Below are 19,951 nucleotides of genomic sequence, written 5' to 3' on the forward strand. Positions count from 1 at the left end.
GTCTGCGACGCATGTCACGGACAGGTCACGTCTCCGTCCGGTACATCAGGTCCGCCTCGTGCGTGACGAACCCCAGCCGCTCGTACACCGACACCGCCGCCGTGTTGTCGGCGTCGACGTACAGCATCGCCGTGGGCAGACCCTGCGCCGCCAGATGCCGCAGGCCGATCGCCGTCAGGGCCTTGCCGAGGCCCCCGCCCTGGGCGTCCGGGCTGATGCCGAGCACGTACACCTCCCCGAGCTGCTCCTCGGCATGGACCTTGGTCCAGTGAAAGCCGATCAGTTCCCCGCCCCGGAAGGCGAGGAAGAAGCCCGCCGGGTCGAACCACGGTTCGGCCTTGCGGTCGTCGAGGTCCCGCTGGGTGAGGGCGCCCTGCTCGGGATGGTGGGCGAAGGCGGCGGCGTTCACGGCGAGCCAGGCCGCGTCGTCCTGCCCGGGCACGAAGGTCCGTACCGTCACGCCCTGGGGCAGGACCGGCTCGGGCAGCTCGAAGCCGCTCAACGGCCGCCGCATCTGGCGCAGTTCGCGGAACAGGGTGAGGCCGAGGACCTGCGCGAGGTGCCGGGCGGCGGAGTGCCCGCCGTGCGCCCACACCCGCAGCCGCTTGCCGGACGCGGCGAGCAGCGCCGAGCCGAGTGCCCGGCCGTGGCCCTGACCTCGGTGCGAGGGGTGCACGACCAGCTCGGCGGCCGGCGGTTCCACCGGGTCGGTGTCCTCCAGCTGGGCGTAGCCGACGAGTTCGCCGTCCACGGTGAGCAGCAGATGGGAGACGCCCTCGCGCTCGCCGCCGCGCAACTGCAACCGCCCCTGTTCGGACACCGCCTGCTGCCCGTCGGTCCGGGCGGCCTCGGCGAGCAGTCCGAGGACGGCCTCGGTCTGCTCCGGAGAGAGAGCGGAATGGGTCTCGATCGAACGGGAGCGGCCGGGCCGTACGCTGTCGTCGCTGGTCATGGGTATGAGGGTAAGGGGCCGGTCCCGCAAAGTGGCGGCAAAGAAGCAACCAGGATGTAACCACGAAACCTCTGTTGCGCTACGCGCGTTGACCCTAGGCTGCGCCGGATGGGCCACCGCCTGAACCGACCCGGCGGGCCCGGCAGATCCAGCAGATCCCCAGGGGGGCGTATGCCAGCCACTTCACCGACGGACCAGCAGCGTCGCAGACGCCGTACGAACCGTCTCCTCGCTCTCGCCGCCGGTGCCACCGCCGTCGGCGCGCTCACCGCGGCGGCTGCCCTGCCGGCGTCGGCCGGCGAGAGCCACCAGCCGGGCGGCCACTTCCCGGGCCGCTACCAGGACGTCCAACTGCTGTCCTTCAACGACCTGCACGGCAACCTGGAGCCGCCGTCCGGTTCCTCCGGCCGGGTCACCGAGCTCCAGCCCGACGGCACGACGAAGACGATCGACGCGGGCGGTGTGGAGTACCTCGCCACGCACCTGCGCAAGGCGCGCGAGGGCGAGAAGTACTCCATCACCGCGGCCGGCGGTGACATGGTCGGCGCCTCGCCGCTGATCTCCGGTCTCTTCCACGACGAGCCGACCATCGAGGCGCTGAACGAGCTCGACCTCGACGTCACCTCCGTCGGCAACCACGAGTTCGACGAGGGCGCCAGGGAGCTGTCCCGCCTGCAGAACGGCGGCTGCCACCCGACGGACGGCTGCTACACGGACACGGAGTTCCAGGGCGCCGACTTCCCGTACCTGGCCGCCAACGTCCTCGACGAGAAGACGAAGAAGCCGATCCTCAAGCCCTACTGGGTGTGGAAGAAGAAGGACGTCAAGGTCGGCTTCATCGGCGTCACCCTGGAGGGCACCCCGGACATCGTCTCCGCGGACGGGGTCAAGGGCCTGGTCTTCAAGGACGAGGTCGAGACGATCAACAAGTACGCCAAGGTGCTGCAGAAGCAGGGCGTGAAGTCGATCGTCGCCCTCATCCACGAGGGCGGCTTCCCGGCCTCGACGGCGTACAACTACGACTGCGACGCGCCGGGCGCGGGCGACGGCATCTCCGGCCCGATCGCCGACATCGCCAAGAACATCACGCCGCAGGTGGACGCGCTGGTGACGGGCCACACCCACGCCGCGTACGTCTGCACGATCCCCGACCCGTCGGGCAAGCCCCGCATGGTCACCTCGGCCGCGTCCTTCGGCCGCCTGTACACGGACACCACGCTGACGTACGACCGCTGGACGGGTGACATCGCCCGTACGGCGGTGAAGTCGGCGAACCACGTGGTCACCCGGGACGTCCCCAAGGCGCCCGACATGACCGAGCTGATCGGCAAGTGGAACACCCTCGCCGCCCCCATCGGCAACCGCGCCATCGGCTACATCTCGGCCGACATCCCCAACACCGGCACCGAGTCCCCGATGGGCGACCTGATCGCCGACGCGCAACTCGCCCACGGCAAGGAGCTCGACCCTCGGACGGACCTGGCGCTGATGAACCCGGGCGGTGTCCGGGCCGGGCTGACGTACGCGGCCAAGGGCAGTGAGGGCGACGGTGTCGTGACCTTCGCCGAGGGCTTCACGGTCCAGCCGTTCGCCAACACGGTCAACCTCCAGGACTTCACGGGCGCCCAGCTGATCCAGGTGCTCAAGGAGCAGGTGAGCGGCTCCAACGCCGCCGCGCCGAAGATCCTTCAGGTCTCGTCGGGTCTGACGTACACGCTGGACCTGACGAAGACGGGCGCCGACCGTGTGGTCACCGACTCCATCCGGCTGAACGGTGCCGCGATCGACCCGTCGGCCACCTACCGCGTCGCGACGAACAGCTTCCTCGCGGGCGGCGGCGACGGCTTCCCGACGCTGGCCCAGGGCACGAACGACCTGGTGGGCAGCGACGACCTGACGGCGCTGGAGAAGTACCTGACGGCCAACTCGTCGCCCACGACCCCGATCGCCCCGCCGAAGGCGGACCGGATCACGGTCGTGCGTTAGGGGCGTTTCGAAAGTCCCGCACAGCACCCACGGGGCCGGGCCGAACGTGCCCGGCCCCGTTCGGCATTCCGGATACTTCCGGCACGGTCACAGGATCTGGTCGATGTGATGGTCGAGCACGCGGGCGGCGGCCTCCGGTGAGCGATACCCAAGGGCGACGTCCACTCCCAGACTTGTGGCGAGTGACCAGCAGATGTCCGCGTCGATGCGGTCGTCGCCGCGCGGCTCGCCGCCTCGCTCCTGGCGGGCCGCGGCGATGAGTCCGGCGGTGAAGGAGAGCAGTTCGTCGTCGCCCGGAGCCAGGACACTGGCCGTCGTCGGGTCGGAGACGGCCCGCCCCGCCGCCGCCAGGGAGAACCGCATGAGCCGCGTGCTCTCCTCGTCAGGGCTGATCAAGGCGTGGAGGCATGCGCGGAGCACCGCTTCCGGGCTCGTCGCGCCGGCCGCCCCGACCGCGTTCTCGATGTTCGTGTTCACGGCTCGGACGGCCCGGTCGAGCGCGTCGCGGATCAGGGCCTGCATCGACGAGTAGTAGTGCTGCACGTGCCCCATGGAGACGCCCGCCTCGTCGGCCACCTTGCGCAGCGTCACCTGCTCGATGCCACCCCGGACGGCCAGCGCCCAGACGGCTTCGACCAGCCGCCTCCTGCGCTCCTCCTGATCCACGATCTTCGGCACGGCCGCCGCCTCCCTCTCCCGCGTTCACCATGCACTTGCATTGCGAACGGTCCTCTCGGCCCTTTACAGTGCAAGCGCACTGTAACCGTCCGGCGCGCGCCTCTGCGCTGCGACGACGTTCTGGGATCCGGAAGGCATCACATGAAGTACGACATCTTTCAAGGCCTCGGCGTGGTTCTTCTCGCCCTGGGAGCGCAGGGAGCGATCCGCCAGCTCATCGACCACGACAACGCCGGCCTGCTCGGCTGGTTACCGGGCGGATTCGCAGCCGGCATCACCGTCCATGCACTCGCCGTCGTGATCGGCGCGATTGTCGCGAGCTGGGCCCGTGGTGCGGGGAAGGCGGCGAAGAGGTGATGTGCCCTGGTCAAGGTCACCGGAGCCATGCACGGCGCGCTGAAGGTGCGCGTTCCCCGAGAACCGGTCTCCCCGGGAACCGGCCTTGACTTTCCGGATCATTATCCACCACCCTTTCACTACTCAATTAGTGAAAGGGTGGTAGCGCGAGTGGTCGAGTACCGCATCGACCGGCACAGCGGCGTGGCCACCTACGTCCAGATCGTCCAGCAGACCAAACAGGCCCTGCGCCTGGGCCTGCTGGAGCCGGGCGACCGGCTGCCGACGGCCCGTGAGGTCGTCGAGGCCACCGCCATCAACCCCAACACCGTCCTGAAGGCCTACCGCGAACTGGAACGCGAGGGGCTGGTCGAGGCGCGGCGCGGGCTCGGGACCTTCGTACGACGGTCCCTGGGCACCGCACCGGCCGACGACTCCCCGCTGCGCACCGAGCTGGACGCGTGGGCGCGGCGGGCTGCCGGGGCCGGGCTGGAGCGGGAGGACGTGGCCGCACTCTTCACAGCCGTACTGGAGAAGCACTTCCCGGGGGGAGAACCGTCATGACCGACACCGCCATGGAGGCGGCCGCAGTGGGCAAACGATTCCGGCGGCACGGGGACTGGGCGCTGCGCGACTGCACCTTCCGGCTGCCCGCCGGCCGCGTCTGCGCGGTCGTCGGCCCGAACGGCGCGGGCAAGTCCACCCTGCTCGCCCTCGCGGCCGGACTGCTCGCCCCCACCGAGGGCACGGTCACCGTCCTCGGCACGCACCCGGCCCGGGCCCGCGCCCGCGTGGGCTACACCGGCCAGGACAAGCCGCTGTACCCGCAGCTCACCGTCGCCGAGACCCTGCGCATGGGCGCCGACCTCAACCCCGGCCGCTGGGACGCCTCCACCGCCGAGCGGATCGTGGCCGGCGGCGACCTGAACCCCAGGGCGAAGGTCCGCTCCCTCTCCGGCGGCCAGCGCACCCGCGTGGCGCTCGCCCTGGCCCTGGCCAAGCGGCCGGAACTGCTGCTGCTCGACGAGCCGATGGCGGACCTCGACCCGCTGGCCCGGCACGAACTGATGGGCACCCTGATGGGGCAGGCCGCCGAGCACGGCACCACGATCGTGATGTCCTCGCACGTGGTCGCCGAACTGGAGGGCTCCTGCGACCATCTGCTGCTCGTCGGCGGCGGCCGGATCCGGCTGTCCGGCGAGATCGACGACCTGCTGGCCGCCCACACCCGCGTGTCCGCACCGGCCGAGGCCTCCCTCGCCCCGCACACCGTCGTCGAGTCCCGCACCACCGGCCGCCAGCTCAGCGCACTGCTCCGCCCGGCCGCCCCGCTGCCCGGCGACTGGCGCACCGGCACGCCGACCCTGGAGGAGCTCGTCCTCTCCTATCTGCGCAACCCCGAGGCCCCCGCCTCCACCGCGCTCGCGGAGGCCGTCGCGTGACCGCACCGACCGTCCTCGCGCCCACCGCCGCGCCCCGCCAGGTCCGCTGGCTGCTGCGGCTGCACCGCCCGGCCCTGTACGCCTGGACCGGCCTCGTGCTCGCCACCGGCGCCGCGCTGCTGTGGCTGCGGGACCCGCTCACCGACGCCGCGGCGGATGCCTGGCAGCAGTACAACTCCTGTGCGTTCAACGGCCCCTGCCTGTACGACCAGGACGCGATCCTGCTCTACAAGGACGTCTACACGTACACGACCATCGCCGTCCTCGCCGTCCCCTTCCTGGCCGCCGCCTGGGCGGGCGCCGCGCTCACCGGCCGTGAACTGGAGACCGGCACGGCCCGGCTGGCATGGACGCAGGGCGTCTCCCCGGCGCGCTGGCTGGCCGCCGGGCTCACCGTCCCGGCCGCGCTGGTCACCGCCGGCACCGCTGTGCTGGTCCTGCTGCACCACCTGGCGTGGGCGGCGGGCGAGGGCCGTATCGACACCCACAAGGGCTGGTCCGACGTCCCCACCTTCTACGCGGGAGGTCCCGTCACCGTCGCCCTGGCCCTGACCGGTCTCCTGGCCGGCGCCCTGGCGGGCCTGCTACTGGCCCGCACCCTCGCCGCACTGGCCGCCGCCGTCGTCGCCGTGGCCGGGCTGTGGACGGCCGTCCTGTCGGCACTGCCGCATCTGTGGCCGTCGGTCACCCGCGTCACCGCACTGAGGGACGGCGTCTTCTCCGGCCCGGGCATCACCGTCGACGAGGGCCTGGTGACCTCCACCGGGGCCCACGTGTCCCGGCCGTCGTGCGGCAGCACCGCGGAGTGCGGCGACCTGGGCGACCTGGGCGACCTGTATGTCAGGCTCGACGCCGTCGGCCACTACCGCGACTACCACCCCCGGTCCCACTACTGGCCGCTCCAGCTGGTGGGGACCGGCGTCCTCATCGCCGTGGCCGTCCTGCTGGCCGTGGCCGCGTTCCACCTGCTGCGCCGCCGCACGGCCGCGCAGGGCCGCGAGGGGGCCGCCGTATGAGCACGGCCATGGCCCTGCCGCGCACGGTCCTGCGCCTGCACCGCACCTCGCTGATCTGCTGGGGTGTCTTCGTCGCGGCCGTGCTCGGCTGGCTCGTCTGGCTGACCGAGGTCGACGCGGCCCACATCCAGCACCTCAAGGCGACCTGCGCTCTCGACGACCCGTGCAACATCCCCTACCTCGGCTGGGCCCACGGCGAACGCGTCGGCTACGCCGCCCTGCTCGTCTGCTACGGCTTCCTCGCCGTCGCCGCCTTCGCCGGCAGCGCCCTGATCGCCCGCGAGCTGGAGTCCGGCACCGCCCACCTGGCCTGGAGCCAGGGCGTCACCCCCCACCGCTGGCTGGCCACCAAGCTCGCCGTGCCCGCGCTGGTGCTCACCGTCGGGGACAGCGCCCTGGTGTCGGCGTTCCGCTGGGCGTGGGCACCCCACCGCGAACTGAGGTACGGCGACGACTGGGCCTTCGGCGAGATCTTCGTGGCGCGCGGCCCGGCCACGGTGGCGTACGCCCTGTGCGCCCTCGCGGTCGGCGCGCTCACCGCGCTCGTGCTGCGCCGGACGCTGCCCGCCCTGGCGGTGTCGCTGGCCGCGATGGGCGCGCTCCATCTCACCCTGACGCTGTGCCGCCGCTTCCTGTGGCCGACGGTGACGCACACCTCGGCGGCGGAGTTCGAGCTGCCCAACAGCGCCTGGCAGGTCGGATGGGGCAGGACCGGCACCGGCGGCCACTACGCCACCTACCACCCGCCGTCCCACTTCTGGCCGCTGCACCTCGTGGAGACCGGCATCGTCCTCGCCGTCACCGCGGCGGCCACCGTCGCCGCCTTCACGCTGCTGCGCCGCCGCACCGCCTGACACACGGGGCGGATCGCGGCCGTGGACGCCCGTGATCCGCCCCCCGCTATCCCACACGCCATGTCGCCGTAACCACTGGTTCAGACGGGCTTGCGACGCTCGGCGAATGAAGCCCGCCGTGCCAGAGCCTTCGCCTCCCCCCGAGGGAACCTCGGGAAACGGGGACCTCCGTGTTGCCGCTGCGCTCCCGCCCGCCCTTTCCGACGCGCCTGTAACGCCCCGTGCGCGGAAGAATGGGTTTATGAGCCAGCAAGACACCCAGGCACCGGTCCAGCACGCGCAGCCGTCCGTCGGTTCCATAGCCGCCCACCGCCCGCACACCGTGGCGGCCGCCGTCTCCGACCTCGAACCCGATATCGACGCCGATCTCGACGCGTACGAAGAGTCGCAGGCAGACGGTGTACAGCTGCCGCAGGGTCGTTTCCTCGACCGGGAACGCAGCTGGCTCGCGTTCAACGAGCGGGTCCTCGAACTCGCCGAGGACCCGAACACGCCCCTGCTGGAGCGGGCGAACTTCCTGGCGATCTTCGCCAGCAACCTCGACGAGTTCTTCATGGTCCGGGTGGCCGGCCTGAAGCGCCGTATCGCCACCGGCGTCGCCACCCGCTCCGCCTCCGGGCTGCAGCCGCGCGAGGTCCTGGAGATGATCTGGGCCCGCTCCCGCGAGCTCATGGCACGGCACGCCGCCTGCTTCCACGAGGACGTCGCCCCCGCCCTCGCGGAGGAGGGCATCCACCTGGTCCGCTGGAACGAACTGGCGGAGAAGGAACAGGCCCGCCTGTTCACCCTGTTCCGGCACCAGATCTTCCCGGTGCTGACCCCGCTGGCCGTCGACCCCGCGCACCCCTTCCCGTACATCTCGGGTCTCTCGCTCAACCTCGCGGTCGTCGTCCGCAACCCCGTCACCGGCCACCGGCACTTCGCCCGCGTCAAGGTGCCGCCGCTGCTGTCCCGCTTCCTGGAGGCCTCCCCGGGCCGGTTCGTCCCCATCGAGGACGTCATCGCCGCCCACCTGGAAGAGCTGTTCCCGGGCATGGAGGTCCTGGAGCACCACGCCTTCCGCCTCACCCGCAACGAGGACCTGGAGGTCGAGGAGGACGACGCCGAGAACCTGCTCCAGGCCCTGGAGAAGGAGCTCATGCGGCGCCGGTTCGGGCCGCCGGTGCGCCTGGAGGTCGAGGAGTCCATCGACCGCGAGGTGCTGGACCTCCTCGTACGGGAGCTGAAGATCAGCGAGGCCGAGGTGTACCCGCTGCCCGGCCCCCTGGACCTCACCGGCCTCTTCCGCATCGCCTCCCTCGACCGGCCCGAGCTGAAGTACCAGAAGTTCATCGCCGGCACCCACCGCGACCTCGCCGAGGTCGAGTCGGCCTCCGCCCCCGACATCTTCGCCGCGCTGCGCGAGCGGGACGTCCTGCTGCACCACCCGTACGACTCGTTCTCGACGTCGGTGCAGGCCTTCCTGGAGCAGGCGGCCGGCGACCCGGACGTCCTCGCCATCAAGCAGACGCTGTACCGGACCTCCGGCGACTCGCCGATCGTCGACGCCCTCATCGACGCCGCCGAGTCCGGCAAGCAGGTCCTCGTCCTGGTCGAGATCAAGGCCCGCTTCGACGAGCACGCCAACATCAAGTGGGCGCGCAAGCTGGAGGAGGCCGGCTGCCACGTCGTCTACGGCCTCGTCGGCCTGAAGACCCACTGCAAGCTGTCGCTCGTCGTCCGGCAGGAAGGCGAAACGCTCCGCCGCTACAGCCACGTCGGCACCGGCAACTACCACCCGAAGACGGCCCGCCTCTACGAGGACCTCGGCCTGCTCACGGCCGACCCGCAGGTCGGCGCCGACCTGTCGGACCTCTTCAACCGGCTCTCCGGCTACTCGCGCCGCGAGACCTACCGGCGTCTGCTGGTCGCCCCCAAGTCCCTGCGCGACGGCCTGGTCGCCCGGATCAACAAGGAGGCCCAGCACCACCGTGCCGGGCGTCCCGCCTACGTCCGGATCAAGGTCAACTCGATGGTGGACGAGGCGATCATCGACGCCCTGTACCGCGCGTCCCAGGCGGGCGTGCCGGTGGACGTCTGGGTACGCGGCATCTGCGCCGTGCGCCCCGGTGTCGAGGGCCTGTCGGAGAACATCCGCGTCCGGTCCGTGCTCGGCCGCTTCCTGGAGCACTCCCGGGTCTTCGCCTTCGGCAACGGCGGCGAGCCCGAGGTGTGGATCGGCAGCGCCGACATGATGCACCGCAACCTCGACCGCCGCATAGAGGCACTCGTCCGGGTCACCGACCCGGCCCACCGGGCGGCCCTGAACCGCCTGCTGGAGACCGGCATGTCCGACTCCACCGCCTCCTGGCACCTCGGCCCGGACGGCGAGTGGACCCGGCACGCGACCGACGCGGACGGTCATCCCCTGCGCAACGTCCAGGAAATGCTCATAGACGCCCGGAGGCGCCGGCGTGGCAACGCAGCACCTTGACCCGACGGACCCCACGGCCGCGCCCGCCCCCACGGCTGACGCCCTCGCCGACTACCTGCGGGCGCAGGCCACGGAGTTCCTCCGCGCACTCCGCTCGCACCGGGAGAGCGGTACCGCGGGGAACGGCGCCGAGGGGGCCGTCGACGCGGCCCGCGCGCTGCGCCGCTCCGCCCGCCGCATCAGCGGCAGCCTGCACACCTTCCAGCCCTTGCTGGACGCCGACTGGGCCGAGGGAATGCGGCCCGAACTGGCCTGGGTGTCGGGCACGTTGGCGATGGAGCACGCGTGCGCGGCCCGGCTGGAGCGGCTGCTGCAGGCGCTGCACAGGTTGTCGGGTGCACCGGTGTTCCCCCGTCAGCCGACGGGCGCGACCGACGGCCGCTCACCAGGCACGGCCGCGGGCACCCACCCGGCCACCCCGGAACGCGGCAACCTCACCGTCGGCGCCGCCAAAGCGGGCGCCCTGCTCGACCGCCAGCTCACCCTCGCCCGCACCCGAGCCCACTCCACCGCCCTGCAGGCACTGGGCAGCAGCCGCTTCCACGCCATCGCGGACAAGGTCGCCTTACTGGCCAGCGAGGTCCCCCTCACCCCTGCCGCGGCCGACGCCGACCTCCGCCCCCTCGCCGCGGCAGCGGAGGAACGGCTCACGGACGCGGTCGCCGCTCTGCCCCTGGTCACCGCGGGCAGCCCGTACAACGCGGAGGCGCTGATCCACGGCCTCTCCCCCGACCCCGCCCCGCACCCGCAGGACGCCCCCTGGCACCAGGTCCGCCTGCTGCTGCGCCTGCACCGCTACGCCCGCGAGGTCGTCCTCGGCGACAGCGCGGCCGTGGACGTCCGTCTCCCGGCCGCCGGCGAGGCCCTCGACCGGCACCGCGACGCCTCCGAGGCCGCGGCCGCGGCCGCCCAGGCCGCCCGTACACCGCGCATCGCCCCCGCGACGGCCTACGCGCTCGGCGTGCTCCACGCCGACCAGCGGCACGAGGTGGAGGCGGCCCGGTACGCGTTCCAGCGCTGCTGGCAGAAGGAAGCCGTCACCACGTCGTAGACGCCCCGCATCGAAGAAGGCGGTGAGCACGGGTGAACTCCCCGAAGGACACCACGGTCCAGGCGGCCGGCTGCGTCCTGTGGCGCCGCTCGCCCGTGACCGGCGAGCCGGAGGTCTGCCTCGTCCACCGGCCGAAGTACGACGACTGGTCCTGGCCGAAGGGCAAGGTGAAGCGCGGCGAGGATCCGCGGGCAGGCGCCCTGCGCGAGGTGGCCGAGGAAACCGGCTGCACCGCCGTGCCGGGCGCCGAACTGCCCACCCAGCACTACATGGCGAGCGGCCGCCCCAAACGGGTCCGTTACTGGGCGGCCGAGGCCGTCTCCTGCGCGTTCACGCCAACGGCCGAAGTGGACCGCGTCCTGTGGCTTGATCCCGAGGTCGCCCGTGACCGCCTCACCCACGAGAGGGACGCGGCCCTCATCGACGCCCTACGGGCCACCCTCCACCTGACATAGTCGTCGGAATCACTCCGTGTCCTCGACGTAAGCGTTCCGTTACCTCACCGCACCGTCCACAGGGGTTCACCCCTCGTTCATTTAGGCCAATCGGCGCCTTCACCTGATCTGCCTAATTTCGGCCTTACGAGATGCGGGGCGAACCGTGCGTACGCGTCCGCATAACCCAGACTTCGCACGCCGCCGATCAGGACGGCGGCTCCTGGAAGGAACTCAAGTGAAGCTTCAGCGCATGAACCGGCGGGCCCTCGCTCTCGGTGCTCTCGCCGTCTCCGGCGCCCTGGCCCTCACGGCGTGCGGCTCCGACGACACCGGCGGCGGCAGCGGGAACGCCTCCTCGGGCACCCAGGCGGCCGGCAACATCAAGTGCGACGACGCCAAGGGCCAGCTGCTCGCCGACGGCTCCTCCGCGCAGAAGAACGCGATCGACGCCTGGGTCAAGCAGTTCACCGCCGCCTGCTCCGGCGTCCAGATCAACTACAAGGGCGGCGGCTCCGGCGCCGGCGTCACCGCCTTCACGCAGGGCCAGGTCGCCTTCGCCGGTTCGGACTCCGCGCTGAAGCCCGAAGAGGTCACCGCCTCCAAGTCGGTCTGCAAGGGCGGCCAGGGCATCGACCTGCCGATGGTCGGCGGCCCGATCGCCGTCGGTTACAACGTCCCGGGTGTGGACAACCTCGTCCTGGACGCCTCCACCCTCGCCAAGATCTTCGACAGCAAGATCACCAAGTGGAACGACCCGGCGATCCAGAAGCTGAACCCGGACGCCAAGCTCCCCGACCTGAAGATCCAGGCGTTCCACCGCTCCGACGAGTCCGGCACCACGGACAACTTCACCAAGTACCTGATCGCCACGGCGAAGAAGGACTTCCCGTACGAGGGCGGCAAGGCCTGGCAGGCCAAGGGCGGCCAGTCCGCGTCCGGCTCCTCCGGCGTCGCCCAGCAGGTGAAGCAAACCTCCGGCGCGATCGGCTACTTCGAGCTGTCCTACGCCAAGGACGGCATCAAGACCGTCGACCTCGACACGGGCGCCGCTTCGCCGGTCAAGGCCACCATCGACAACGCCACCAAGGCCATCTCCGAGGCCAAGGTCGTCGGCACCGGCAAGGACCTCGCGCTGGAGCTGAACTACGGGACCAAGGCCGAGGGCGCCTACCCGATGGTCCTGGTCACCTACGAGATCGTCTGCGACAAGGGCAACAAGGCGGACTCCCTGCCCGCCACCAAGGCCTTCCTGCGCTACATCGCCAGCGAGGACGGCCAGAAGATCCTCACGGAGAACGACTACGCCCCCATCCCCGACGAGATCATCGCCAAGGTCCGCACCACCATCGAGGGCCTGAGCTGACCCGAGTGCGGCCCGATCCCCTCCAGGGACCGGGCCGCACCGTCCGGTGCACCGCCGCCAGGAGCCGTACCGCGTACGGCTCCAGAGCCGCACAGCGAGTGCGGTTCCGCAGACCGGAGAACCCGATGGATACGAAACAGATAACCGACGCACCTCCCCCCGCCCCGCAGCCGTCACCGACCGAGCACAAGCGCGCGGCCCGCGGCGCCACCCGGCCCGGAGACCGCATCTTCCTCGGGCTCTCCCGCGGGTCCGGCATTCTGCTGCTGGTGATCATGGCCGCGATCGCGGTCTTCCTCACCTACCGAGCCTCCCTCGCCATCAGCAAGGACGACGGCAACTTCCTGACCACCTTCGAGTGGAGCACCGGGCAGGTCCCGCCGAAGTTCGGCATCGCCGTACTCGCCTTCGGCACGGTGGTCTCCTCGATCATCGCCATGGTCATCGCGGTCCCGATCGCCGTCGCGATCGCGCTGTTCCTCACGCACTACGCCCCGCGCAGGCTCAGGGGCCCCATCGCGTACGTCATCGACCTGCTCGCCGCCGTGCCGTCCATCGTCTACGGCCTGTGGGGCGCCCTGGTCCTCGTACCGGAGATGAACGGCCTGTTCGGCTGGCTGAACGACTACTTCGGCTGGACCGGCATCTTCTCCTGGCAGGGCGGCGCACCCCGCTCCATGCTGACCGTCGGCGTCCTGCTCGCGATCATGATCCTGCCGATCATCACCAACGTGAGCCGTGAGGTGTTCCGCCAGGTCCCGCAGATGCACGAGGAGGCGGCCCTCGCCCTCGGCGCCACCCGCTGGGAAGTGATCCGCATGGCGGTGCTGCCCTTCGGCCGCTCCGGCGTGATCTCCGCCTCGATGCTCGGTCTCGGCCGCGCGCTCGGCGAGACGATGGCCGTCGCCACCGTGCTCTCCCCGACCTTCGACATCCAGGCCAGCCTGCTCGACCCGGGCGGCGGCACCTTCGCCCAGAACATCGCGAGCAAGTTCAGCGAGGCCACCGAGTTCGGCCGTGACGCGCTGATCGCCTCCGGCCTGGTCCTGTTCGTCATCACCCTGCTGGTCAACGGCGCGGCCCGCGCGATCATCGCCCGCCGCAAGGAGTACTCGGGGGCCAACGCATGAGCACCGCAACCGTCACCCCGAAGGGCCCCAGCACCCTGCGCGGCGCCCGTCTGCCCAAGTGGTCGCCGTGGGCCATCGCGGCCGGGTCCGTCGCCGTCGCGATCGGCATCGGCGTCGCCGCCGGCCTGGACAGCCGCGTCCAGTGGGGCCTGATCGCCGGGCTCCTCTACGTCTTCGGTACGTACGTCATCGCCGCGAGCGTCGAGGGCAAGCGCCAGGCCAAGGACCGTATCGCGACCTCCCTCGTCTGGGTCGCCTTCCTGCTCGCCGTGGTGCCGCTGGCCTCGCTGGTGTGGGAGACCGTGCAGCGCGGCGTGAAGGTCCTCGACGTCTACTTCCTCACCCACTCCATGGGCGTCGTCGCCGACACCGAGCCGGGCGGCGGCATCTACCACGCCATCCTCGGCAGCCTGGAGCAGGTCGGTCTCGCCACGGTGATCGCCGCGCCGATCGGCGTGCTCACCGCGATCTACCTGGTGGAGTACGGGCGCGGCAACCTCGCCCGGTCCGTCACCTTCTTCGTCGACGTCATGACCGGTATCCCGTCGATCGTCGCGGGTCTGTTCATCCTCAGCCTCATGCTGATGTTCGACCTGCAGCCCTTCGGCTTCGCCGGCTCCCTCGCCCTGGCGATCCTGATGATGCCGGTGGTCGTGCGCTCCACGGAGGAGATGCTCAAGCTCGTCCCGAACGAGCTGCGCGAAGCCTCCCTGGCGCTGGGTGTCCCCAAGTGGCGCACCATCCTGAAGGTGGTCCTGCCGACCTCGATCGGCGGCATCACGACGGGCATCATGCTGGCCATCGCCCGTATCGCCGGCGAGACCGCCCCCGTGCTGCTGCTCGTCTTCGGCAACCCGTTCATCAACGCCAACCCGTTCGAGGGCGCGCAGTCCTCGCTGCCGCTGTACATCTACCAGCAGTACGCGAACAGCGCGGGTTCCGGTGCGGCGTACGACCGTGCCTGGGCGGCCTCGCTCACCCTGATCGCCTTCGTGATGATCCTCAACCTGGTGGCCCGCGGCATCGCCCGCTGGAAGGCCCCGAAGACCGGTCGCTGACGCGGCCACAGCGACTGATCTGACTGTCTGGAAGTGAAGTAGACATGGCCAAGCGAATCGACGTAAGCGGGCTCACCGCCTACTACGGCTCCCACAAGGCGATCGAGGACATCTCGATGACCGTCGAGCCCCGCTCGGTGACGGCGTTCATCGGCCCCTCCGGCTGCGGCAAGTCGACGTTCCTGCGCACGCTGAACCGCATGCACGAGGTGACGGCCGGCGGGCGTGTCGAGGGCAAGGTGATGCTGGACGACGAGGACCTGTACGGCGCGGGGGTCGACCCGGTGTCGGTCCGCCGTGAGATCGGCATGGTCTTCCAGCGCCCGAACCCGTTCCCCACGATGTCGATCTTCGACAACGTGGCGGCGGGGCTGCGGCTGAACGGCAGCTACAAGAAGTCGGAGCTGAGCGACATCGTGGAGAAGTCGCTCAGGGGCGCGAACCTCTGGAACGAGGTCAAGGACCGCCTGCAGAAGCCCGGCTCGGGCCTCTCCGGTGGTCAGCAGCAGCGGCTGTGCATCGCGCGCGCCATCGCCGTCGAGCCGAAGGTCCTCCTGATGGACGAGCCCTGCTCGGCGTTGGACCCCATCTCCACGCTGGCGATCGAGGACCTGATCGGTGAGCTGAAGGAACGCTTCACGATCGTCATAGTGACGCACAACATGCAGCAGGCGGCGCGTGTCTCCGACCGCACGGCGTTCTTCAACCTCGCCGCGGTCGGCCAGCCCGGCAAGCTGATCGAGATCGACGACACGGAGCGCATCTTCTCCAACCCGTCGGTCCAGGCGACCGAGGACTACATCTCGGGCCGCTTCGGCTGAGCCGAGCCCCCGCCAAACGCCTCGCGGTGCTGCATGGCGGTGCCACCGCGAGGACGCAGAAGGGCCCGCCCCCCCGACTCCTGGGGGGCGGGCCCGTGCCGTTGTCTCCGACGGTTGGGCGGGTGGGGGTGGGGGGTGCTTGCGGCTGCTGTGCCGGTGGGGGCTGGACGGCTGAGGGGGCGGGCATCCGTGGAGGCGCACACGCCGTGCCTGTGTCGGTCCCCGCTGCGGGGGGCCGCGTGCGGCATGCCTACGGCGGTGCTGCGGGCGGGGGGGGCCGCGTGTGCCATGCCTGCGGTGGTCCCCGTGGATGAGGTGGGAGCGCGTGTCCCGTGCCTGGGGCGGTCGCTGCGGGCGAGGTGGGCTGCTTGGGGCTTCCTGCGGTGGTCCCCGTGGACCAGGTGGCGGCGCGTGTCCCATGCCTGCGGCGCCCCCGTCGACGAGGTGGGGGCACGTGCGCCAGGCCTGCGGCGACCCCCAAGCGAGATGGGCCCGCGTGCGCCGTAGCGGTGGCGGCTCGTGGGGGTGCGCGTAGCGCCTTGGGTCCGGTGGGTGGGGCGGGGCCGCGCCGGGGGGTGTCCGTCCTCGGTCCGGCGGTTGCCGCGAACCGGTGACGTAACGGCGACGGACGCCGGCCGCTGCGGGCGGACACCCCCCGACACGTCCCCTTCACGCCGTGGGCGGGTGCGGGTCCGTGGCGGTACGCGCTGACGCCGGCCAGGTGCGAGCGGGGGCCTGGGGCGCAGCCCCCGGGGACGGGAAGGGTAGGGGGCGGGGAGGCCGAACGCCCCGGACCCAGTGGCTACCGTGACCGGCATGTAATGGCGCTCACGTCGGCCAGGTGCGAGCGGGGGTCTGGGGGCGCAGCCCCCGGGGACGGGAAGGGTAGGGGCGGCGGGGGCGAAACAGCCCTCGGTGCCTACAGGAACGCCAGGTTCACGACCCCGAACGCACACGCGGCCACGAACGCCGCCATCGGCATCGTGATGAACCAGCCGAGGATGATGTTCTTCGCAACTCCCCAGCGCACGGCGTTCACCCGCTTCGTCGCCCCGACTCCCATGATCGCCGAGGTGATGACATGCGTCGTCGAGATCGGCGCCTTGAACAGGAACGCCGTCGTGAACATGATCGAAGCCCCGGTCGTCTCGGCCGCGAACCCCTGCGGCGGGTCCAGCTCGATGATCTTCCGCCCCAGCGTCCGCATGATCCGCCACCCACCGGCGTACGTCCCCAGCGACAGCATCACCGCACAGGCGATCTTCACCCACACCGGAATCGGATCGCCGTAGTCCTCGACGTCGGCGATGACCAGAGCCATCACCACGATGCCCATCGTCTTCTGCGCGTCCTGCAGACCGTGCCCGAGGGCCATCCCGGCCGCCGACACGGTCTGCGCTATGCGGAAGCCCCGCTTGGCCTTGTGCGGATTGGCCCGCCGGAAGATCCACAGGATCACGGTCATCACCAGGTAGCCGGCCACCAGGCCCACCACCGGCGAGACGAACATCGGAATGACGATCTTGTCCAGCACCCCGTGCCAGTACACCGTCGTCCCCCCGGCCAGCGCCGCCCCCACCATGCCGCCGAACAGCGCGTGCGAGGAGGAGGACGGAAGGCCGAAGTACCAGGTGATGAGGTTCCAGGTGATCGCACCCACGAGCGCCGCGAAGAGGATCCCCATCCCCTTCGAGCCCTCGGGTGTCTGGATCAGCCCCTCACTGACGGTCTTGGCGACCCCGGAACCCAGGAACGCGCCGGCGAGATTCATCACCGCGGCCATCGCCAGCGCCGCGCGCGGCGTCAGCGCCCGCGTCGACACGGACGTCGCGATCGCGTTCGCCGAATCGTGGAAGCCGTTGGTGTACGTGAAGAAGAGCGCGACCAGAATGGTCACGACCAGAGCGAAGGTGTCCATGGACGGGCCTCAGGACTCCTTGACGGCGATGGTCTCCACCGTGTTCGCCACGTGTTCGAACGCGTCCGCCGCCTCCTCCAGCACATCCACGATCTGCTTGAGCTTGAGGACCTCTATGGCGTCGTACTTGCCGTTGAAGAGGTGCGCGAGCAGCTTGCGGTGTATCTGGTCGGCCTGGTTCTCCAGCCGGTTGACCTCGATCCAGTACTCGGTGAGGTTGTCCATCGTGCGGAGGTTCGGCATCGCCTCGGCCGTCAGCTCCGCCGCCCGCGCCAGCACCTCGATCTGCTGCTCGACGCCCTTGGGCAGTTCCTCGACGTTGTAGAGGACGACCAGGTCGACGGCCTCCTCCATGAAGTCCATGATGTCGTCGAGGGACGACGCGAGGGCGTAGATGTCCTCGCGGTCGAACGGCGTGATGAACGAGGAGTTCAACTGGTGGAAGATCGCGTGCGTGGCGTCGTCACCTGCGTGTTCCGCGGCCCGCATACGCTCTGCGATCTCGGCCCGGGCGGAAGAGTCCGCCCCGAGCAGTTCCATGAGGAGCTTCGAGCCCGTGACGATGTTGTCCGCGGATGCGGCGAACATGTCGTAGAAGCTCGTCTCCCTGGGGGTCAGACGAAAGCGCACGTGGGGTCCTCGGGGTCCTTCGGTTTCGGTCAGGCTGATGCTAGGCACATCATCCGGCCACGGCTAACGGGCCGTCCCCAGTGTCACCCATCAGTCAAGATGATGAGCACGGGGGCAGCCCGACGTACAGGTTCGGCCAGTGCGCAAGACATCGGCCAAGACCCGTATACCCAACAAAGTTCGGTACGATATACCCACTAGGGGTATATGTCGGCTGACTGTTCACCAGGAGGACGCGATGACGACCACAGAGGCCGGTGCCGGGGCGCCCTCCGCCGCCGTGGAGACGGACGGCACGGACGTGGTGACCGACCACGACCGCGGCGTGCACGGGTACCACAAGCAGAAGGACGAGCACCTCAAGCGCCTGCGCCGCATCGAGGGCCAGATCCGCGGTCTGCAGCGCATGGTCGACGAGGACGTCTACTGCATCGACATACTGACCCAGGTCTCCGCCTCGACCAAGGCGCTGCAGTCCTTCGCCCTGCAGCTGCTGGAGGAGCATCTGCGCCACTGCGTCGCGGACGCGGCCCGCAAGGGCGGTGCCGAGATCGACGCGAAGGTGGAGGAGGCGACGAAGGCCATCGGCCGCCTGCTGCGTACATGACGCTCACCGGCCGGTGAAGCTCATCACCGGCCCGTGGCGCGTTCTCGCTCCTCGGCCACCTTCAGCACCTCGTCGATGCTCTCCAGGCTGAGCCGCTCACGGGCGGCCGAGGCCGCGATGATCAGCTCTCCGCACAGCTCGATCTCGGCGAGGGCCACGTGGTCCTGAACTGCCGTACCGCCGACCGGAGCCACGTGCATCACCTCATCTCTGCCGTCACCGACTTCCTAGAGTAGGGAGCGGCATACACACCGCGCATGGCACGGACGGGCTAGTTCTTGACGCCCGTCATGCGTGCGCACTCCCGTCGCTCATCCCTCGGCGATCTTGCCCGCGTAGATGTCGTCGTCGTCCGGCAACCGTACGTGCACCGGGGCGCCGAAGTCGTACAGGAGCGTCGTCGAGGCCACCGCCACGGTGCCCGCCTGCTGTCCGTTGACAAAGCTGAACCGGTGCCGGACCTTGCGGATGCGCCCCTGGTCGTCGAGGTAGGCGTCGAACGGCACCTCGGCGGTGGCGAACCCTTTCGCCGCCGCCTCCAGCGGCTTCCGGTTGGCGGCCGAGGCGTCCTTCGCGGCCTGGGCGAGATCGGCGGTTCCCCGGTAGTGCCGCACCTCGGTCCCCGCGAGCTCGGTCCGTCCCACGTACGTCGCGTTCCGCGTCCCGCGCAGGACCTCGGCGGCGGCGAACGGGTCGGTGGCCCCGCCGGTCACCAGGTTCCCGTCGGACAGGGTCGCCGTGTCCACCCGGACCCACTTGTCGGCGGGCACGCCGGCGCCCCGGTTCTTCATGAAGAGGGCACCGGGGGCGAGGAGTTCGGTGATGGGCCGTTGCGCGCGGGTCCCCGCGGGGTCCTGCGGCAGCAGCACCTTCAGCCGTCCGAGCCGGTCCCGGTAGTCGTAGACCCCCTCGCCGCGGATGGTCACCCGCGTTCCTCCGGTGGCCATCTCCATCGACGTACTGGCCTTGGAGCTCCCGGCGTCCACCAGGCGGTCGGCGGCCTGGTGCAGCACCTGGACGGGACGCCCCGCGCGGGAGTCCTCGGCGGCCGCGCCTCTGCTGGAACAGCCGCTGCCACCGACACAGACACAGACCACGACCCCGGCCACGACGATCGTTCCGCCCGCCCGCCTGTGCCGCCGCTGCCTCGCCATCGCCTGCCTACCCCCAGCCGCTACGTTTGTTTCGGGCCCCCTGTT

The 19,951-nt window shown here is 70.6% G+C and carries 20 protein-coding genes; 14 read left to right on the forward strand and 6 right to left on the reverse strand.

Annotated elements, in window-relative coordinates:
* Positions 1–25: 25 nt before the first annotated feature.
* Positions 26–952 carry a mycothiol synthase gene (gene mshD / locus NW895_RS04510; RefSeq protein WP_289933826.1) on the reverse strand — a complete coding sequence of 309 codons (927 nt, stop codon included), beginning with the start codon at positions 950–952 and terminating at the stop codon, positions 26–28.
* Positions 953–1,123: 171 nt separating this feature from the next.
* Between mshD and NW895_RS04515 the strand changes: the two genes are divergently transcribed.
* Positions 1,124–2,938 (forward strand): bifunctional metallophosphatase/5'-nucleotidase, encoded by a 1,815-nt coding sequence (locus NW895_RS04515; protein ID WP_289933829.1) that lies wholly within the window; start codon positions 1,124–1,126, stop codon positions 2,936–2,938.
* A gap of 87 nt (positions 2,939–3,025) precedes the next feature.
* Here NW895_RS04515 and NW895_RS04520 read toward each other — a convergent pair whose 3' ends face one another.
* Complete coding sequence (locus tag NW895_RS04520) at positions 3,026–3,616, reverse strand: TetR family transcriptional regulator C-terminal domain-containing protein (RefSeq protein ID WP_289933830.1); 591 nt, start codon at positions 3,614–3,616, stop codon at positions 3,026–3,028.
* A 141-nt stretch (positions 3,617–3,757) separates the two neighbouring features.
* Here NW895_RS04520 and NW895_RS04525 point away from each other — a divergent pair, with 141 nt between their 5' ends.
* The 12 genes from NW895_RS04525 to pstB all read left to right on the forward strand — a co-directional run bounded on the left by NW895_RS04525 (position 3,758) and on the right by pstB (position 15,597).
* Positions 3,758–3,973: a hypothetical protein gene (locus NW895_RS04525; protein WP_289933831.1), complete on the forward strand. Its 216-nt coding sequence runs from the start codon at positions 3,758–3,760 to the stop codon at positions 3,971–3,973.
* A gap of 150 nt (positions 3,974–4,123) precedes the next feature.
* Positions 4,124–4,516: a GntR family transcriptional regulator gene (locus NW895_RS04530; protein ID WP_289933832.1), complete on the forward strand. Its 393-nt coding sequence runs from the start codon at positions 4,124–4,126 to the stop codon at positions 4,514–4,516.
* Positions 4,513–5,394, forward strand: a complete 882-nt coding sequence (locus NW895_RS04535; RefSeq protein ID WP_289933833.1) for an ABC transporter ATP-binding protein — start codon at positions 4,513–4,515, stop codon at positions 5,392–5,394. The genes NW895_RS04530 and NW895_RS04535 overlap by 4 nt, the downstream gene beginning before the upstream one ends.
* Positions 5,391–6,410 (forward strand): ABC transporter permease, encoded by a 1,020-nt coding sequence (locus NW895_RS04540; RefSeq protein WP_289933834.1) that lies wholly within the window; start codon positions 5,391–5,393, stop codon positions 6,408–6,410. The genes NW895_RS04535 and NW895_RS04540 overlap by 4 nt, the downstream gene beginning before the upstream one ends.
* The gene (locus tag NW895_RS04545; RefSeq protein WP_289933835.1) at positions 6,407–7,264 is read left to right on the forward strand and encodes a hypothetical protein; all 858 of its coding nucleotides are present in this window, start codon (positions 6,407–6,409) and stop codon (positions 7,262–7,264) included. Before NW895_RS04540 ends, NW895_RS04545 begins: the two co-directional genes overlap by 4 nt.
* A 106-nt stretch (positions 7,265–7,370) precedes the next feature.
* Complete coding sequence (locus NW895_RS04550) at positions 7,371–9,737, forward strand: RNA degradosome polyphosphate kinase (RefSeq protein WP_289933838.1); 2,367 nt, start codon at positions 7,371–7,373, stop codon at positions 9,735–9,737.
* Entirely contained in the window at positions 9,718–10,788 is a 1,071-nt protein-coding gene (locus NW895_RS04555; RefSeq protein WP_289933841.1) for a CHAD domain-containing protein, read from the forward strand. The genes NW895_RS04550 and NW895_RS04555 overlap by 20 nt, the downstream gene beginning before the upstream one ends.
* Before the next feature lie 32 nt (positions 10,789–10,820).
* Positions 10,821–11,243, forward strand: a complete 423-nt coding sequence (locus NW895_RS04560) for an NUDIX hydrolase (protein WP_289933842.1) — start codon at positions 10,821–10,823, stop codon at positions 11,241–11,243.
* 217 nt (positions 11,244–11,460) lie between these two features.
* Complete coding sequence (gene pstS / locus NW895_RS04565; protein ID WP_289933846.1) at positions 11,461–12,588, forward strand: phosphate ABC transporter substrate-binding protein PstS; 1,128 nt, start codon at positions 11,461–11,463, stop codon at positions 12,586–12,588.
* Positions 12,589–12,713: 125 nt separating this feature from the next.
* A complete protein-coding gene (pstC, locus tag NW895_RS04570) occupies positions 12,714–13,718 on the forward strand; it encodes a phosphate ABC transporter permease subunit PstC (protein ID WP_289933848.1) in 1,005 nt (334 codons plus the stop codon).
* Positions 13,715–14,776 (forward strand): phosphate ABC transporter permease PstA, encoded by a 1,062-nt coding sequence (gene pstA, locus NW895_RS04575; RefSeq protein ID WP_289933850.1) that lies wholly within the window; start codon positions 13,715–13,717, stop codon positions 14,774–14,776. Before pstC ends, pstA begins: the two co-directional genes overlap by 4 nt.
* Before the next feature lie 44 nt (positions 14,777–14,820).
* Positions 14,821–15,597 (forward strand): phosphate ABC transporter ATP-binding protein PstB, encoded by a 777-nt coding sequence (pstB, locus tag NW895_RS04580; RefSeq protein ID WP_289933851.1) that lies wholly within the window; start codon positions 14,821–14,823, stop codon positions 15,595–15,597.
* A 919-nt stretch (positions 15,598–16,516) separates the two neighbouring features.
* Here the strand turns inward: pstB and NW895_RS04585 are convergent.
* Both NW895_RS04585 and NW895_RS04590 read right to left on the reverse strand, forming a co-directional pair.
* Complete coding sequence (locus NW895_RS04585) at positions 16,517–17,515, reverse strand: inorganic phosphate transporter (protein WP_289933853.1); 999 nt, start codon at positions 17,513–17,515, stop codon at positions 16,517–16,519.
* A gap of 9 nt (positions 17,516–17,524) precedes the next feature.
* Positions 17,525–18,145, reverse strand: coding sequence for a DUF47 family protein (locus NW895_RS04590; protein WP_289933855.1), 621 nt, complete (start codon positions 18,143–18,145; stop codon positions 17,525–17,527).
* 238 nt (positions 18,146–18,383) lie between these two features.
* On the opposite strand from NW895_RS04590, the gene NW895_RS04595 reads away from it, so the two are divergent.
* The gene (locus NW895_RS04595) at positions 18,384–18,752 is read left to right on the forward strand and encodes a metal-sensitive transcriptional regulator (RefSeq protein ID WP_289933857.1); all 369 of its coding nucleotides are present in this window, start codon (positions 18,384–18,386) and stop codon (positions 18,750–18,752) included.
* 23 nt (positions 18,753–18,775) lie between these two features.
* Here the strand turns inward: NW895_RS04595 and NW895_RS04600 are convergent, their stop codons facing one another.
* A complete protein-coding gene (locus NW895_RS04600) occupies positions 18,776–18,946 on the reverse strand; it encodes a hypothetical protein (RefSeq protein WP_289933959.1) in 171 nt (56 codons plus the stop codon).
* 117 nt (positions 18,947–19,063) lie between these two features.
* Positions 19,064–19,906: a hypothetical protein gene (locus NW895_RS04605; RefSeq protein WP_289933858.1), complete on the reverse strand. Its 843-nt coding sequence runs from the start codon at positions 19,904–19,906 to the stop codon at positions 19,064–19,066.
* Positions 19,907–19,951 lie beyond the last annotated feature (45 nt).

This window comes from Streptomyces sp. S.PNR 29, assembly GCF_030386795.1.
Taxonomy (GTDB): Bacteria; Actinomycetota; Actinomycetes; order Streptomycetales; family Streptomycetaceae; genus Streptomyces.